Annotated in this window: 12 protein-coding genes and 1 pseudogene; 9 read left to right on the forward strand and 4 right to left on the reverse strand. The window is 51.2% G+C overall.

Features of this window, described 5'->3' with window-relative positions; translation table 11 throughout:
* The first annotated feature begins 108 nt into the window (after positions 1 to 108).
* Both ACTHTJ_RS01755 and lpxH read left to right on the forward strand, forming a co-directional pair.
* The gene (locus ACTHTJ_RS01755; protein WP_440360831.1) at positions 109 to 1,494 is read left to right on the forward strand and encodes a PIG-L deacetylase family protein; all 1,386 of its coding nucleotides are present in this window, start codon (positions 109 to 111) and stop codon (positions 1,492 to 1,494) included.
* A gap of 153 nt (positions 1,495 to 1,647) precedes the next feature.
* The gene (gene lpxH / locus ACTHTJ_RS01760) at positions 1,648 to 2,358 is read left to right on the forward strand and encodes a UDP-2,3-diacylglucosamine diphosphatase (RefSeq protein WP_440360847.1); all 711 of its coding nucleotides are present in this window, start codon (positions 1,648 to 1,650) and stop codon (positions 2,356 to 2,358) included.
* Between the two features lie 71 nt (positions 2,359 to 2,429).
* Here lpxH and serB read toward each other — a convergent pair whose 3' ends face one another.
* On the reverse strand, positions 2,430 to 3,260 hold the full coding sequence (gene serB, locus ACTHTJ_RS01765) for a phosphoserine phosphatase SerB (protein ID WP_070585243.1): 831 nt from the start codon (positions 3,258 to 3,260) through the stop codon (positions 2,430 to 2,432).
* Positions 3,261 to 3,817: 557 nt separating this feature from the next.
* Between serB and ACTHTJ_RS01770 the strand changes: the two genes are divergently transcribed.
* Together ACTHTJ_RS01770 and ACTHTJ_RS01775 are read left to right on the forward strand one after the other, a co-directional pair.
* A complete protein-coding gene (locus tag ACTHTJ_RS01770) occupies positions 3,818 to 6,025 on the forward strand; it encodes a TonB-dependent siderophore receptor (protein WP_440360830.1) in 2,208 nt (735 codons plus the stop codon).
* Positions 6,026 to 6,218: 193 nt separating this feature from the next.
* Positions 6,219 to 8,438, forward strand: a complete 2,220-nt coding sequence (locus ACTHTJ_RS01775) for a TonB-dependent siderophore receptor (RefSeq protein ID WP_440360829.1) — start codon at positions 6,219 to 6,221, stop codon at positions 8,436 to 8,438.
* A 160-nt stretch (positions 8,439 to 8,598) separates the two neighbouring features.
* Here the strand turns inward: ACTHTJ_RS01775 and ACTHTJ_RS01780 are convergent.
* Positions 8,599 to 8,721: pseudogene (locus ACTHTJ_RS01780) on the reverse strand (IS5/IS1182 family transposase); the annotation flags it as partial.
* Positions 8,722 to 8,780: 59 nt separating this feature from the next.
* On the opposite strand from ACTHTJ_RS01780, the gene ACTHTJ_RS01785 reads away from it, so the two are divergent.
* Together ACTHTJ_RS01785 and argC are read left to right on the forward strand one after the other, a co-directional pair.
* Positions 8,781 to 10,484 carry an ABC transporter ATP-binding protein/permease gene (locus ACTHTJ_RS01785; protein ID WP_070585102.1) on the forward strand — a complete coding sequence of 568 codons (1,704 nt, stop codon included), beginning with the start codon at positions 8,781 to 8,783 and terminating at the stop codon, positions 10,482 to 10,484.
* Between the two features lie 383 nt (positions 10,485 to 10,867).
* A complete protein-coding gene (gene argC / locus ACTHTJ_RS01790) occupies positions 10,868 to 11,914 on the forward strand; it encodes an N-acetyl-gamma-glutamyl-phosphate reductase (protein ID WP_070585105.1) in 1,047 nt (348 codons plus the stop codon).
* A gap of 76 nt (positions 11,915 to 11,990) precedes the next feature.
* Here the strand turns inward: argC and ACTHTJ_RS01795 are convergent, their stop codons facing one another.
* Positions 11,991 to 12,266: a hypothetical protein gene (locus ACTHTJ_RS01795; protein WP_003748371.1), complete on the reverse strand. Its 276-nt coding sequence runs from the start codon at positions 12,264 to 12,266 to the stop codon at positions 11,991 to 11,993.
* A gap of 261 nt (positions 12,267 to 12,527) precedes the next feature.
* Here ACTHTJ_RS01795 and ACTHTJ_RS01800 point away from each other — a divergent pair, with 261 nt between their 5' ends.
* From ACTHTJ_RS01800 to ACTHTJ_RS01810, 3 genes are all read left to right on the forward strand, one after another.
* Positions 12,528 to 13,214: a S24 family peptidase gene (locus ACTHTJ_RS01800; RefSeq protein WP_003680158.1), complete on the forward strand. Its 687-nt coding sequence runs from the start codon at positions 12,528 to 12,530 to the stop codon at positions 13,212 to 13,214.
* Positions 13,215 to 13,346: 132 nt separating this feature from the next.
* Entirely contained in the window at positions 13,347 to 13,685 is a 339-nt protein-coding gene (erpA, locus tag ACTHTJ_RS01805) for an iron-sulfur cluster insertion protein ErpA (protein ID WP_003680162.1), read from the forward strand.
* A 335-nt stretch (positions 13,686 to 14,020) separates the two neighbouring features.
* The gene (locus tag ACTHTJ_RS01810) at positions 14,021 to 14,695 is read left to right on the forward strand and encodes a hypothetical protein (protein WP_070585107.1); all 675 of its coding nucleotides are present in this window, start codon (positions 14,021 to 14,023) and stop codon (positions 14,693 to 14,695) included.
* 79 nt (positions 14,696 to 14,774) lie between these two features.
* Here ACTHTJ_RS01810 and ACTHTJ_RS01815 read toward each other — a convergent pair whose 3' ends face one another.
* Positions 14,775 to 16,964 carry a primosomal protein N' gene (locus ACTHTJ_RS01815; protein ID WP_440360828.1) on the reverse strand — a complete coding sequence of 730 codons (2,190 nt, stop codon included), beginning with the start codon at positions 16,962 to 16,964 and terminating at the stop codon, positions 14,775 to 14,777.
* Between the last annotated feature and the right edge of the window lie 119 nt (positions 16,965 to 17,083).

Raw genomic sequence — 17,083 nt, forward strand, 5'->3', positions numbered from 1 at the left:
TTTTCTTTAATGACGTTAGAGTACAAAAAACAACCGTTTGTAAGAAAAACAAACAAATAGACTTCGCAAGCAATATCATAGCTGTTATAACAATAAAGGAACCTGACAATGTTTCTGATACTAATTGGGCTGATACTGATTTTTTTTGTTACTTTGTTTATTATTACTTCTATTATTCATAAAAAACAGTTCGCCTACGACACACACCAAGATTATAACTATCCCTCCCTTCCCTCTACCGCGCATGCCATCCTCAAAGGTGGCAGCCTGACTTTGCTCGCCACTATCAGCGGGCAAGATACCGTTATTGCCAAAATCCGCATCAAATCGACTTGGGCAGGATTGCTGATACTGCCTTTTGTTGAAACCATTTCATCTAAAGGCAGATGGAAGCAATATTTCGAATACGGCGCAAAAGGCGTGCGCTATATCAATCTGAGCGACACCTTCTCCGACAGCGACAAAACCATCCGCCTGGAAGGCAAATACCTGTCCTTACCAGATCAAGAAATCGAACTCTCTGTTTATCCGCGTGAAAACCTCGACGGCAAAAAAATCCTTGTCCTCGCGCCTCATGCTGACGATGCTGAACTCGGCGCATACGGTTTGTACGAAAAACACGCCGCCAATTCAATGATCTGCACTTTAACCGCCAGCGAAGGCGGCAGCTTCCACTATGGTAATCTTTACAGCACATGCGACTTCGACACCCAGGCACAATATCTGCAAAAAGGCCGGATGCGCGTTTGGAACAGCCTAGCCGTTCCCCTTTTGGCCGGCGTGCCGTCTGAAAACATCCTGCAACTGGGCTACTTCGACAGCACATTGACCGCCATGCGCCAAAATCCGGAAAAAGAGATTAAATCGACCAAAATCGATACGACCGATGTCGATATTTTCCGCAGTGCCAATACCTCCCCATTGGCGAAACACCTCAAACCCGGCTCGACTTGGAACAGCTTGGTAGACAACCTCGGCTATCTGATAGAAACGTTCCAGCCGGATATTATCGTGACGCCGTCCCCCAATATTGACACGCATCCCGACCACCAGCATACTGCGCTGGCCGCCATCGAAGCCCTGCGTAAAATCGATTACCGCCGCGGCAATCTGTTTTTGCACACCATCCATTATCTGAGTGACGACTTCCCTATCGGCAAAGTAGGGTCTTCCCTCAGCCTGCCGCCATCCTCCGAACAACCGTTTTACTTCCAAAGCATCTATTCCCATCCTTTGGATAAAGAAGAGCAAAACCGCAAACTTCTCGCCCTGGACGCCATGAACGACATCCGCCCCAATTCAGACGGCTATATGCGTTGGAGCACCATGATATTCAAAGGTTTAAACAAACTACGGCACCACGTCCTCCATCTCGACAAAGACTTGGTCAACCGCTTTGTCCGCAGCAACGAATTCTTCTATACCGTCCCCATCAGCGATTTGTACCAAGAAGAGACGCTGAAACAAATCACCTATCAGGGCAAAGCCCAATAAACCGGAAAGGCCGTCTGAAAAAATGTTTCAGACGGCCTTTATCACACCTAATCAAAACAATAAAATCACCGCATTACAAACGAAAAACACCAAGCCCAAATCCAAACGCGACAACCCAAGTTATAATAAAACCCTTCCCACACGTCCCACATCATCATGCCAATTTACTTCATCGCCGATTTACACCTGAGCGAATCCCATCCTCAACTGACCGCACTCTTCCAGAAATTTATGCAAGAAAAAGCCGTCCACGCCCAAGCCGTATACATTCTTGGCGACCTTTTCGATTTTTGGATCGGCGATGACGAAAACAGCCCTTTGGTTCAAACCATCAAACAAACCATCCGCAGCCTGACCGAGCGCGGCATTGCCTGCTATTTTATCCACGGCAACCGCGACTTCCTCATCGGCAAAACCTTTGCCCGCGACACCGGCATGACCTTACTACCCGAGTACGCCGTTATCGACCTGTTCGGCACACCCACCCTGCTCTGTCACGGCGACACTCTCTGCACCGACGACCATTCTTATCAAAAATTCCGCCGTACCGTCCATCAAAAATGGCTGCAACGCCTGTTCCTGCTCCTGCCGCTCACACTCCGGCTAAACATCGCCACCAAAATCCGCAAGCAGAGCAAACAGGACAAACAACACAAAACCGCCGACATCATGGACGTCAATCCGGCCTTTACCCACGAAACCGTCCAACGCTTCCACACGCCCCTGCTCATTCACGGCCATACCCACCGCGAAAATATCCACCGCAACGCCGATTACACCCGCATCGTACTCGGCGACTGGCGCGACAATTACGCCTCCATTCTCGAAGTCAATGCCGAAGGCTACCGTTTTATCGCCTTATAAAACATCAGGCCGTCTGAAAACCGGTTTCCCGATTATTCAGACGGCCTGACTGACAAACATCCTCAAACCGTTTACGCAAACCAACCGCGTATCCGTTCCAAACCACCAAAGCGCACGCACGCATCCGCATTCGCTTCAGTTTTCGGTTTCGCCCGATAAGCAATGCCGAATCCCGCCTCCCGTATCATCGGAATATCGTTCGCACCATCACCCATCGCCACTACCTGCCACGGAGCCAAACCCAGAAGCTCACGGTATTCACGCAGCAAATCCGTCTTAGCCTGCGCATCGATAATCCGCCCTTTCAGACGGCCTGTCAGCTTGCCGTTTTCCACTTCCAACACATTCGCAAAATGGAAATCCAAGCCTAAACGCTGTTGCAGGCGTTCCGTAAAGAACGTAAACCCGCCCGACACCAGCATAAACTTCACATCATTCCGTTTGCACTCTTCCAACAAAAATTCCGCGCCCGGCGAGAGCTGCAACACATTCTCGTACACCTCTTCCAACACGTGCTCGTCCAAACCGGACAGCAAAGCCACACGCTTACGCAAAGACTGCTCAAAGTCCAGCTCGCCACGCATCGACTGCTCCGTAATTGCAGCCACCTCATCCTTCAGCCCAACACCGGCCGCAATCTCATCCACGCACTCAATCGTAATCAGCGTCGAATCCATATCGCTGACAATCAGTCCCAAATCAGCAAAAGCCACATCCGGCAATACCGCACCATCTATCTGCTGCGCAATCAACGCCGCACGCATCTCGTCCGTCAATTCAAAATCATCATCAACCGGCACACGCAACACTGACTTCCCTGATGGCGCAGACACCAAACCGCCAAACGCCGACCAGTCGCAAACGCCTAAATCCCCATGCTGCAACACCAAAACTTTCTTCATCTCATTCTCCTCATACCCCAAAACCTTTACAAACATATCGGGTACACATTCAGCTTAAAACCCCAAACCGTATTTTTGCAAAGGCCTTAAAAAACCAAAACAACATTATAGCCGAACAACCCCGGCAATTTTCAGACGGCCTGTAAACAATTCAGCTAGAGCTACCAATGCCAATCCCTGCATCAACTAACCAAGCAATTACTCAAAAATTTGATTTTAGGCAAGCCGACTAAAATTTTTGCCAGTAACAGGCAACTTCTGTTGATTTTTCTTACAATTTCGATATAGTTCTTTATGGCTAGTTTGATACCACCCTTTGTATCTAGTTTTCATTGCATTACCACCTCCATTCGTTGCCAACGGCTCCCTTTCCGGCGGCAACTTTTTTTGACCCGATGGTTTGGCAAAATCGAAATTGAATCAAATAAAATGATTCGGAGATTTAAATTTAATTTTTAAAACAAAATGGATTATAAAAAATAACTGCTCAATTTAAACAGATATTGCCGCCAATATTTAAAAACAAACAGATCTTTCTTTATCAAGGACCTCATCAAATGCATCATTCTGAAAAACTATTCAAACTGAGCACACTTGCCCTCTGCCTTGCCGCATTGCCCCAAGCCGCACAAGCTGCCGAAGAGGTACGGCAGGCTGAAGTGGAACAAGTTACCGTTGTCGGCAAAAACAAAAGCTTGCGCACTGAAAGTCAAAACAGCTACACAGTATCCGCCCTGCGCTCAACCACGGGGCTGGTCCTCTCTCCGCGGGAAATCCCCCAATCCGTCAGCGTCATTACTAAAAAACAAATTGAAGACCAAGGCATCACCGACTTAGAAGGTGCGTTGCAAAACGCTACCGGCATCAATGTTTTCAAAAGCGGCGGACGCACGCATTTCATGTCGCGCGGCTATTTTATCGAACAATTTGAAGAAGACGGCATTGCCACGCAACTCGGCTCTCCCGGAGGATTCGGCTTAGGCGGCCCGGCCGGCGACCCGACCAGTGCAACCGATATGGCAATGTACGACCACATTGAAGTAGTGCGCGGTGCGGCAGGTTTGACACAGGCAAACAACGAACCCGGCGGCACGGTAAACGCCGTCCGCAAAAAGCCGACTGCAAAACGCCAGCTTTCCGCCGATTTGATGGCAAACTCATGGGGTAAAGTAAACAGCGTCTTTGATGCATCCGGCACTTTAAGCCAAGAACACGGCCTGCGCGGACGCTTTGTCGGCTCGGTTGGCAGCAACAAAACCTTCAAAGACCAATCCGGCGGCCGTGACACCCTTCTGTATGGCGTGATGGACAAAGACATCGGCGACAACAGCAAACTTACCTGGGGCGCAAGCTATCTCAACCAAACTGAAACACCTGATCCTGACGGCCTGCCTATGCGTGCAGACGGCAAAGAGTGGAAACGCAGCCGCTATCTAGGTGCGGATTGGAACGAAGCTCGCCTGAAAAAATACAATCTTTTTGCCGAGTTTGAACATTATTTCAACGACAACTGGAAACTGAGCAGCAAGTTGGACTGGCGTAAAAACACCAGTTCAAAAGAATATTACACGCTGGGCGGCACAGGTAACGGTATCGGTACAGACGGCCTGGGAACCACATACAGCTTCGACCGTTACGATGCAGGCAACCGCCAGTTCACTTTCCAAAACAACCTGACCGGCCGCATCTTCGCTTTCGGCCAAAATCACGACCTCTTCTTCATGCACAGTTATTCCAAAGAGAACGTGAATTCAAGCAACCGCTGGCTCAACGACAGCAGCAACTATGACGCAGATGCCTTTAACGGCAGCGAGAAAGCCAAACCCGATTGGGATTCTGCCACAGCCAAAGCCCGTGGCGGCGACGGCCGTTATACTACCCATGCCTTCGGTTTGGGCGCGCGCATCAATCCTACCGACAAACTACACATCATCGCAGGCGGACGCTACACCAGCTGGAAACGCGACTACTATTGGGATCGCGACCTCAAAGACGGGGCAGCAGGTTCATCAGACTCGCTCAAACGCAACCGCTTCGTTCCTTATGCCGGCATCACTTACGACATCACGCCTAAACAAAGTATTTACGCCGCCTATACGTCCATCTTCAAACAAACGATGAACCGCGACTACAACGACAACCTACTGCCGCCGATTATGGGTCGCAACTACGAACTCGGTTGGAAAGGCGAATGGAACGAAGGCCGTCTGAATACTTCCGTCGCCCTCTACCGCACCGACAAAGACAACAACAACCAACGCGTTAATGCGAAACCGCACGCCTACTGGGAACCGCTCAACCAAAGCAGCCGCGGCTTGGATGCCGAAATCTCCGGCAGCCTGACCGACCGTTGGCAGGTTTACGCAGGCTACACCTTCAACCGCAGCACCAACCGCAACAGCGTCGGTGACAATGTTGAATCGCGCCGAAAAGGCTACAACTTCAGCAGCCATACGCCGAAACATATGTTCCGCCTCTACACCAGCTATATCCTGCCGGTGGATGACGGCAAATGGACGGTCGGACTGGGCTTAAAGAGCAGCAGCAAAACCGCCAATTCCTACGGCTCCATCAAGCAAGGCGGCTACACGGTTTGGAACACCAACGTCCAATACCGCCCGAGCAAAAACCTGCAACTGGGGCTGGCGGTCAACAACCTGACCGACAAACGCTACTACGAAAACCAATACAGCCGTGCCGCCAACAGCGGCAACTTCTACGGCGAACCGCGCAATGCCGTGTTCAGCCTGAAGTGGAAGATGTAGTCCGTCTGCGGTAGCAAAATTAAAAAAACAATAATTAAGTCATATTCGGCAATCTACCCGACCTGCTCCTGACAGTCAGGGAACAATTGCCGTTGTTGTAAAAGTAAGGGGTCGTCTGAAAACTGCCGTTTGAGTTTTCAGACGACCCCTTTTTTACATAAAAACCTCTTAACCCCCACCTAAAGGAGCTGCGATGAACCATCCGATTCGTTATGCCTATCTGCTTGCCGCCGTCCCGCTGCAACTTTCCGCCCAAACCGCCGATCAGACGGAACATGTCGAACAGTCTGCCGTTACCGTAACCGAGCAAAGCAGTATCGCCTCGCGCGACGGCTACACCGTACCTACCATGTCGACTGCTACCGGCCTGCCGCTTGCGCCCAAAGACACACCGCAATCCGTCAGCGTTATCACACGCAAACAGATGGATGATTCGGGCGCGACCACGCTGGAAGAAGCATTGAAAACCACCACAGGACTGCACATGTACAAACAGGGTTTCCAAACCCGCTTTCAATCCAGGGGCTTCAGTATCGCTCAAATCAGCGAAGACGGCGTCAATTCGACCGTCTGCACCATGTGCGGCAACAATCCGCACGATACCAAGCAACTGACCGATACCGCACTTTACGACCGCATCGAAGTCGTGCGCGGAGCGACAGGTATGCATAAGGCGCAAAGCGAGCCGGGCGGCACCATCAACGCCATCCGCAAACGCCCGACCGCCACGCCCCTGCTCGAACTTGATGCAACTGCCAACCGCTTCGGCACGCTGCGTACGTCTGCCGATGTATCGGGATTCCTCAGCCGCGACAATGGCTTGCGCGGGCGCGCGGTTGCCGTACTTGAAAAAAACAAAAGCTGGCGTAAAAACAGCGACGGCAATAAAGGGATCATTTACGGCGTTATCGACAAGCAAATCGGGCAAAACGATATGCTGACATTGGGGGCGATGTATCACCGTGAGAAAGATGTTCCCATCCTGTATGGTCTGCCCATCAACGCCGATGGCAGCGACTCTCGCTTACCGCGCGATACCTATTTGGGCGCAAACTGGAACCGTACGGATTACAAAAAGGCCAATGTATTTGCCGAATGGAAGCATGATTTCAGCGATCGTTGGAATTTGACTACTTCCGCTGATTACCGCCGCAACAAATCTGTTACCGAATACGCCTATGTCCCGCATAGGCAAGACCTCTCGCCCGCAGGCACGGTGAGCGACAGCTTTACCGGCAGAAGCGACCGAAACAACCGCCAATGGACATTCCAAAGCAACTTAAAAGGTAAATTCGACTTGTTCGGCCGCGAACACGATTTGTACGCAGGCTACAGATACTCCAAAGAGAAATTTGACAATATTTGGCGCGGTACGCGCTTTGATAATGGCAACTACTCTGTCTTGTCGTGGAAGGGAGATGAAATCGCCAAACCCGATTGGAACAATTCACGCATGCTCGAAACGCGTCAAACCGTCCCGAATACGCACACGGCGACCATCGCCACCCGCCTGAACCTTACCGACAAATGGCACATCCTGCTTGGTACGAGTTACAGCCGCTGGCGGATGTCCCAACACTTGTCATGGATGAACAACCCTGACAGAAACTATAAAAAAGGTCGCTTCATCCCCTACGCAGGCATTACCTACGACCTCACCCCGCAACAAAACCTATATGCCAGCTACACCAGCATTTTCCTTTATCCGGGTGAGTATTACGACATCAACGGCAAGTCTATGTCGCCTGTGATGGGCAACAGCTATGAAATCGGCTGGAAAGGCGCGTGGAACAACAACAGGCTGAACACCAGCATCGCCCTGTTCCAAACCGAAAAACACAACCAGCCCACATACACATGGTTGGGTAGAGACCCCGCAACAGGCAATGTCCGACCATTCGTACGCGGCGACCGCGCCATCTACACGCCTGTCCGCATGGAAAGCCGCGGCATTGATGCCGAAATTGCCGGCAACATCACCGACGACTGGCAGATTTTTGCGGGCTATACCTTCAACAAAAGGCGTTATACCTCCACCGCTGCCGAACGTACCGCAGAGCGCAACGGTCGAGGGGTCGATTTCAGCCAGCACACGCCCCGACATATCTTCCGCCTTAATACCATGTACCGCGTGCCCGGTGTGGCGCGCAAATGGACGGTGGGCGGCGGTGTGAACGTCCAAAGCAAATCCAGCCCGATTATGGTGAACGGAGAGAAACAATATTTGGGCGGTTACGCCGTTTGGCATGCAGCTGTACAATACGAGCCCTCCAAACACACCAAGCTCAGCCTGAAAGTCGACAACCTGACCGACAAACGCTATTACGAAAGCTATGCCCACCGCGATACCAATCAAGGACATTACTACGGACAGCCGCGCAATGTAACCTTGAACTTCAAGTGGAAGATGTAGCCGTTGTATGAAGTGAGGTCGTCTGAAAACACAAGCCGGCTTTCAGACGACCTCTTGCCCCTGCCGTCATGCCCGTTCATACCGACATGACGGCATCGGTATTTTTATTTGAACATCTGCAAGCAGTCGTCTGAAACCCAGCAGGAAACAAAAGCGTCGGATATAGTGGATTAACTTTAAACCAGTACGGCGTTGCCTCGCCTTGTCGTACTATCTGTACTGTCTGCGGCTTCGTCGCCTTGTCCTGATTTAAATTTAATCCACTATAGTGTGTCTGATACAGCTACCCCAGCCGATGCAAATTTTCAGACGACCTCCCGTTATTTGTACCAACACACCCCCATGAACATCCTCAAAAAATTCTCCCGACTCGCCCGCCCTTTCTGGACGGGGGTACACGGTCGCCTCCAATGGCTGATGCTTGCCGTTTTGATAGGGTTTACCCTATTCTCTATTACCATCAGCGTTTGGATTGCCGCATGGGACAAACGCTTCTACGATGCGCTCGCCGCGTTTGACGGCGCGTCCATGCCCGCGCTCATCGTCGAATACCTCGGCTACATGGCGATGATTATCGGCTGCATCGTCTGCGGCGACTGGCTGCAAAAACGCCTCATCTTCCGCTGGCGCACCCACCTGACCGAACAATTCCAGCAAAACTGGCTCGAAGGCCACAAACACTACCGCCTGCGCCTGACCGGCGAACCCGACAACCCCGACCAGCGCATCGCCGAAGACGTCTACCTGCTCGCCGACCAAAGCATCGGGCTGTTCCGTTCCTTCATCAATAATATTGCCAAATTCAGCGCGTTCGTCGCCGTATTGTGGAAGCTCTCCGGCGTGCAGACCTTCAACATCGGCGGACGCGACATCACCATACACGGCTACCTCGTCTGGGTTGCCCTGATTTATTCCGTCATCAGCACCCTGATTGCCCACCTCGTCGGCCGCAAACTCAAAAATCTCAACATCGACCGCCAGCACCGCGAAGCCGACTACCGCGCCGCCCTCCTGCGCGTGCGCGACCACGCCGAACAAATCGCCTTCTACAACGGAGGCGAAGCCGAAACAGGCCGTCTGAAACAACGCTACCTCCGCATCCGCGACAACTGGCGGCGGCTCACCAACTGCGAATTCCGCCAAGAAACCTTTTGGGCGACCTACGTGCGCATCAGCATCTTCATCCCCATCCTCGCCACCCTGCCCATGTACCTCGCCAAAACCATGACCTTCGGCGACATGATGCAGACCCGCACATCGTTTGCCCGCATCCAAGACAGCTTCGGCTGGTTTACTGACGCATACCGCCGCCTGATTGAATGGGCGGCAGTCATCGAACGGCTTTCCGGTTTTCAGACGGCCTTGGAACAAGCAGAACAAAAAAGCCCCTCCCTTCAGTCACACCAAACAGATTTGCCGCATCATAGCGGCAAGGTCGTCTTGCAAAACCTTACCATCCACACCCAAACCGGCAGCCCCCTGCTTACTGATATTCACCTCCAAGCCCGTTCTCCGGAATGGGTATTGCTTGAAGGACGAAGCGGCATCGGCAAATCTACGCTGCTTCGCGTGCTTGCCGGTTTATGGCCGTATTATCACGGCAGTTTTTCCCTTGAAGGCAGCCGCCTGTTTTTCCCGCAACGCCCTTACCTGCCTGCGGACACATTGCGTCAAACTGTCAGCTATCCCTATACTGCCTGCCAAGACGACCATTTGATTCAAACTGTTTTGGAACAAGTCGGCTTAAGCAGCCCCACGGGTAGGTTGCACACGTTGATGAACGATTTGGACACCTCACACGAATGGCACGGCATCCTTTCCGGCGGCGAACAACAACGCCTCAGCCTTGCACGCGCACTGCTGCACAAACCGCAAATCCTGTTCCTAGATGAAGCCACCAACCAGCTCGATGATGAATCCGCCCTGATGTTGATGCAGACCCTCAAGCAACATTTGCCCGATACTTTGGTCATCGGCATCAGCCACCAACCCAAAATTCAAGCCCTGTTTGATAGCTCTCTGAATTTGAATGAAAAAATTATTTAAATGTTAAAATGTGCAAAACGCTTGCTTTCAATCCTAACAAGAGATATAGTACTAAGTAACTAGTTCTTATTGATGAGAGCTACTCCTTGGATACTTGCCTCCGGTTCTCCAACCCGGGGGCATTTTTTTGCGTTTTTATTTTGTGTTCGTATGGATAGGATAAAGACGAAACACCCACCACAAATCAACAGGCAAATCAAACCGCAAACTGCGTTTTCCAAACGCTCAGGCCGTCTGAAATCCTCTCTCCAATATCGTTAATCCCATATTTCAGACGGCCTGTTTAACCCTCTATTGCAAAGCTTGGCACAAGCAGCGCTGACTGACGGCAATTAATTACTATATAATCAAACGCATTGTTACCCCTACAAAGGAGCCACACCATGACCACAAAAATTAAAATTGGTATCGTCGGTGCAACCGGTTACACAGGCGTTGAATTGTTGCGCCTGCTCAGCAGCCACCCCAACGCAGAGGTTACTGCCGTCACCAGCCGAAGCGAAGCCGGTATTGCGGTTGCCGACTACTTCCCCAGCCTGCGCGGCATTTACGACCTTGCATTCCAAACGCCCGAAGAGGCCGGGCTTGACCTCTGCGACCTCGTATTCTTCGCTACGCCCAACGGCGTAGCCATGAAAGAAGCACCGTCCCTTATCGAAAAAGGCGTACGCGTGATTGACCTGTCTGCCGACTTCCGCATCCGCGACATCCCAACATGGGAACAATGGTACAAAATGACCCATGCCGCGCCGCAACTCGTTTCCCAAGCAGTGTATGGTTTGTGCGAACTTCACAAAGACGACATCGCCAAAGCCATGCTGGTGGCCAATCCGGGTTGCTACCCTACCTGCGTTTCTCTGCCCTTATTGCCACTGCTTCAAGCTGGCCGTCTGAAGGCCAATGCGCCGCTGATTGCCGACTGTAAATCCGGTGTTTCCGGTGCGGGTCGCAAAGCCAGCACCCACGCCCTATTGTGCGAAGCAGGTGAAAACTTCAAAGCCTACGGAGTCAGCGGCCACCGCCATTTGCCTGAAATCCAACAAACCCTGTCCAGACTGCAAGACCATGTTTCAGACGGCCTGATTTTCGTGCCACACCTTGTTCCGATGATACGCGGTATGCATGCCACTCTGTATCTGCACCTGCAAGAACATACCGATCCTGAAGCCTTGCTGCACGAATACTACCGCGACAGTCCTTTTGTTGATATTTTGCCTTCAGGTTCGACACCTGAAACCCGCAGCGTGCGCGGCGCCAACCTTTGCCGTATCAGCGTTCAAAGAGCGCCCAATCAAGACGATGTGTGGATTGTTCTTTCCGTCATCGACAACTTGGTTAAAGGCGCAGCCGGTCAAGCCGTGCAGAATATGAACATTATGTTCGGCCTGCCCGAAACCACCGGCCTGACTAATGCACCATTAATGCCTTAATATCATTCTTATTAAAAATACAAGGCCGTCTGAAACAATGGTTTTCAGACGGCCTTTATTAATTCATACGCAAACATCACTCATACACCACGCCGGCAAGCATTTCTTCTTCATTCAAGTTACCGTACTGTTGCTCCCAATCGTGGGTGGCCTCCACCATATCACATTCTTTGGCGAAGGCAAGCAGCCTGCCGTCCATCTGATCCAAACTCAAGCTGCCCAAACGTTCGCATTCCGAAGCCGTCAAATTACCGTCCGCTTCATGTGCTTCCGAAGATCCGAAAGGCAGGGCAAAAAAACCCAGTACCAACGCCAGTAGCACCCAAAAAATATTTTTACGCGAACGAGTCATTTCACACCTCTCATCATAATCACATAGCAGGTTTAAGTCAGAAAAACTAAACCAAATAAAACTAAACTAAGAAAAATCGAACAAAAAATTAGAAATATCGATTCATCTAAGACAAAACGAATAATACTAAGAAAAAATAGAATGTGCAATACTTTTTCTTAGGTTAGGTAATTTTTTTCTTACAATTTTATAAAAACTAAGGTAAAATACACTCAAATCGTCCAAACCATATAAAAAACATACCTCCATAAAGGCATAAACATGGATACCTTTAAAGACCGCCTGGCTTTCTTATGGAAAGATGAAGCCCGCCAAGCCAAGATCGCCGCCGACATTGATATGACCATCGCCGGATTCAGCCGTATCTGGAACGAAGGCGGCCTGCCGAAATCGGAAACGCTAAAAAAAATCAAACAACTTAAAGGCTGTAGCATAGACTGGCTTTTGACAGGCGAAGGTTCTCCCTTCCCCGATTCCGAAGCCCCAAAAGCCACAGCAACCGACACACTGGGCAACCCTGTCGATATAGACGAATTTGTCTTCGTACCGCGTTACGACATCCAAGCAGCGGCCGGACACGGCCAGCTCGTCGGCGATGAACAGCCCATGTTCGCCATGGCGTTCCGACGCTATTGGATAGAAAATTATGTGACGCGCGACATCAAAAACCTTTCCGTTATCTCAGTCAAAGGCGACTCGATGGAAGGCGTGCTGAATGATGGCGACACCATCCTCATCAACCACGGCCAAACCACGCCGCGCGACGGCCTCTATGTTTTACGCCTTAACGAAAACCTTTTGGTCAAACGCTTGCAACTGATACCCGGCGGCATCGTCAACGTCATTTCTGCCAACGAGGCCTACCCTACTTTTGAAATCGACTTGAAAAACCCGACCGACGACGTTGCCATCATCGGCCGTGTAGAATGGTTTGGCAGAAGCATCTAAATCTGACATACTGGTGCTTGAAATTTCTGCCATGCCCTCCATGTAAGCTGGCAGACCCTGTCTGCACAAACTTGCCTTGACTAACGGTTTGCGCGACAATAGTAAAAATATTCATATAAAAGGAATCACATCATGTCAGACGAAAGCCCTATTATCTTTACTGACAGCTGCTGCACCAAAGTTGCCGACCTGATTGCCGAAGAGAACAATCCCGACCTGAAATTGCGCGTATTCGTCAACGGCGGCGGTTGCTCCGGCTTCCAATACGGTTTTACCTTTGACGAAATCAAAAATGACGACGATTTTGAAATCCAGAAAAACGGCCTGACGTTCTTGGTTGACCCGATGAGCTACCAATATTTGGTTGGTGCGGAAATCGACTACACCGAAAGCCTGCAAGGTTCTCAATTCGTCATCCGCAATCCGAATGCAGAGACAACTTGCGGTTGCGGTTCGTCCTTCTCCGTATAAACAATCCGTTTTTGCCACAAAAACAGGCCGTCTGTATCTTCAGACGGCCTTTTGTGTGAATTTATTTTAAACAATTTTAGATTTACTTTATAATAATAATATCGGGCGTAAATATTTACTCTACAATAGACATAACATTGGACATGTATGTTTCCATATAAATAAAAAATTATTGTCCAGCCGATTAACGACACAAAGGCAAACCGTACCTGGTCTGCCTGAGACTGCAGCCTCTGTTTTGGCTCGTATCATAAGCCAAAACAGCTCAAACACAATAACAAAACCTTAGGCTAAACCCATTTGGTTGACGCAGTCGAAATACTCATGGGATATCAATGAGCAAACAAGAAAAATTTTTCGACGTATACGTTTCCTATCCGCCGAACACGGATAGGGAGCTCATCCACGCCTGCCTGTATGAGAACCTGCCCGAAAACGAAGTCGAGAGCCTGATTCAAGCCTTGGCTGAGCGTCCGCAAGCGATTGTGGCCGAAAAATGTACCCAAGATGAGCGCGAAAATGCGCAGCATTACTTCAGCTATTTGGGTTTGGACGTGATCGTCCGTCAGTCTATGGAATTGGAAGCAGTTGAAGAAGAAACTATGTCGGCAGCCAATACTCCCGACCCTATCCAATGCCCCGTCTGCATGACGATTATTGACGAACTAGATGCACAGGAATGTAAAACCTGCCACTTTGATTTGACAGAAAAAAATGAGCTGGCCATCCAGCGTAAGCGCATTGAATGGCAGGAAAAAATCTCTTTCGAGCATAAAAAACAAACCGAAATCGCCCACAAGCTCAAATACGAGCGCGAGCAGGAAGAGAAAAAGCTGCGCAAGAAAATCCGTGCCGAGTTGGAATCCCAACTACGCGAAGAGTTAGACCAAAATCCTGAGCTGGCAGCACTTGCAGCGAGGAAGAAAACACAGTTCCTGCTTACAATGGCTATCGTATTCGCCGTTTTGAGCCTGCTTGCACTCGGCTATATAGCTGCAAAATTCTTCTAAACCGATTCAAAAACTTAAGGCCGTCTGAAAACAGATTTTCAGACGGCCTTTTATTTCCTTATTGATTGAGCCATTTCAATCAAGCCTCTTGCACATCAACGTCCACCGACCATCTGATTTTGCCGTCGCGGTTTTGCTGCAACACCTGCACCCACAAACTTACGGCGCGGTGCAAATCCTGTCGGGATGTTGATTCAAGGAAGATTTGCGCGCGTTCGCGTTCAGCGAGGCGCACCATCAGCATCGGAGCGGCACCAAACTGGGAGACGCTTTCGGGCAAAAGCGGGGCAAGGGTTTCTTTGGCGGCGTTGAGAAATTCCATCGCATCGGCAACATGCGGCGCATCGGCACGGACGGCGGTCTGGAAACCGAAAGGCGGCATGGCGAACATTTGCCGCTCGTTCAATTCGTTTTCGGCAAACACGGCGTAGTCCTGCGCTTTGACGGCGGCGAAGACGGGATGTTCGGGCAGTTGGGTTTGTATCAACACCTTGCCGGGTTTGTCGGCGCGCCCCGCCCTTCCGGACACCTGCATCAGCTCTGCAAACAGCCTTTCCGGCGCACGAAAGTCCGCGCTATACAGGCTGCCGTCGGCGTTCAATACGATAACGAGGTTAAGCCGCGCGAAATCATGACCTTTGGCGAGCATCTGCGTACCGACCAGAATGTCGATTTCGTTGTCGGCGATGCGGCGGTACAAATCTGCCCAGTCGTTTTTGTGCGCAGTGCTGTCCCTGTCAACACGGACGACGGCAGCCTTGGGCAGGAAGGCGCGCAGGGTTTCTTCGACGCGCTGCGTGCCGTGGCCGACGGCGGTCAGGTCTTGGTTGCCGCAGTCGGGGCATTTGAATGGGATGGGTTCGCGGTGGTCGCAATGGTGGCAGCGCAGTTGGCGGGCGCGTTGGTGCAGCACCATTTTAGCGGAGCAGTTTGGACAGCCGAAGGTATGGCCGCAGTCGCCGCAAAACAGCGCGGGCGCGAAACCGCGCCGGTTGAGGTACACCAGCGACATGCCACCTGCTTCAAAATTCTGTTTTAAAAGCTGCAAGGCTTGCGGCGAGAAGCCGTTGTCAAGTTTCAGACGGCCTACGTTGAGAATTTCTACTTGCGGCAGTTGCGCGGCGGCATGGGCGCGCTCGGTCAGTTGCAGCAGGCGGTACGCGCCGCTTTGCGCCTTGTGCCAGCTCTCCAAGCTGGGCGTGGCACTGCCCAACACGACGGGACAGCCGCTCTGCTTCGCCCGCCACACCGCCAAATCGCGGGCGTGGTAGCGCAATTCGTTGTCTTGTTTGAACGAGCCGTCGTGTTCCTCATCGACCACAATTAGCCCGACATCAGGCAAAGGTGTGAACACCGCCAACCGTGTGCCAATCACCAGCTTCGCCTGCCCCAACATAGCGCGCAAATAATCCTGCGTGCGCTTGCCTGCAGCCATCTGGCTGTGCAACACGGCGGTCGGCACATCGGCAAAACGGTTTTCCACCCGCTTCAAAAGCTGCGGCGTGAGGTTGATTTCCGGCAACAAAAACAACACTTGCCGCCCCTGCGCCAACACTTTCGCCATCGCATCGAAATACACTTCGGTCTTGCCGCTGCCGGTGATGCCGTACAGCAAAAACGGTTGAAATTTACCAAAGGCCGTCTGAATTTCATCGGAAGCCTTCTGCTGGTCGGCATTTAATACAAATTCAGAGTGCGAAGCCTGGCCATTGCACGACCTTAAAACGGGCTTCGCCGCTTCCGTTGTTTCAATCCAACCCTGTTCCGCCCAATCTTCGATTAACTTCGCCGCCTGCGCATTCACCTGCTTCAACGCCGCCATCGTCATCCCGCCCGACAGCAGCGCGTCCCACAAAGCGGCTTTTTTGTTGAACCGTGCCGGCGGCGGCATTTGCGCCCTGCCCGCTTCGTTCAGCGCGTAAAACAACGGCGGCTGCGGCATTTCCACCGCGCGCGTTTCCTTCAAACCCTGCGGCAGTGCGGCAAACACCGCCTGCCCCATCGGATAGTGGTAATAACGCGACGTAAATGCCAACAAATCACGCCAGCTTTGAGGCAACGGCTTTTCTTCCATAAAGGCCGTCTGAACGCTCAAAATCCGCGCCGCATCCATATCGGGCGCGATATCCGTTTCCCACACAACCCCGACAACGGTTTTATTACGAAAAGGCACAAGCACCCGCGTTCCCAGAGGAAGCGGCTCGGAATGGGAATACGTCAAAAGGCCGTCTGAAAGCGGCACGTTTACGGCAATACGGTGGTAGAACATACAAACAATCAAATCATTTTTTCGTATTTTAACAGCCGAAAGCTATTTTCAGACGATAATTTGAGCCTGAGTACAATGCAGACATGACGGAGGTTTGATACAATGCTTTATTTCAACAC

Source organism: Neisseria sp. P0018.S001, from assembly GCF_051957355.1.
Taxonomy (GTDB): Bacteria; Pseudomonadota; Gammaproteobacteria; order Burkholderiales; family Neisseriaceae; genus Neisseria; species Neisseria subflava_A.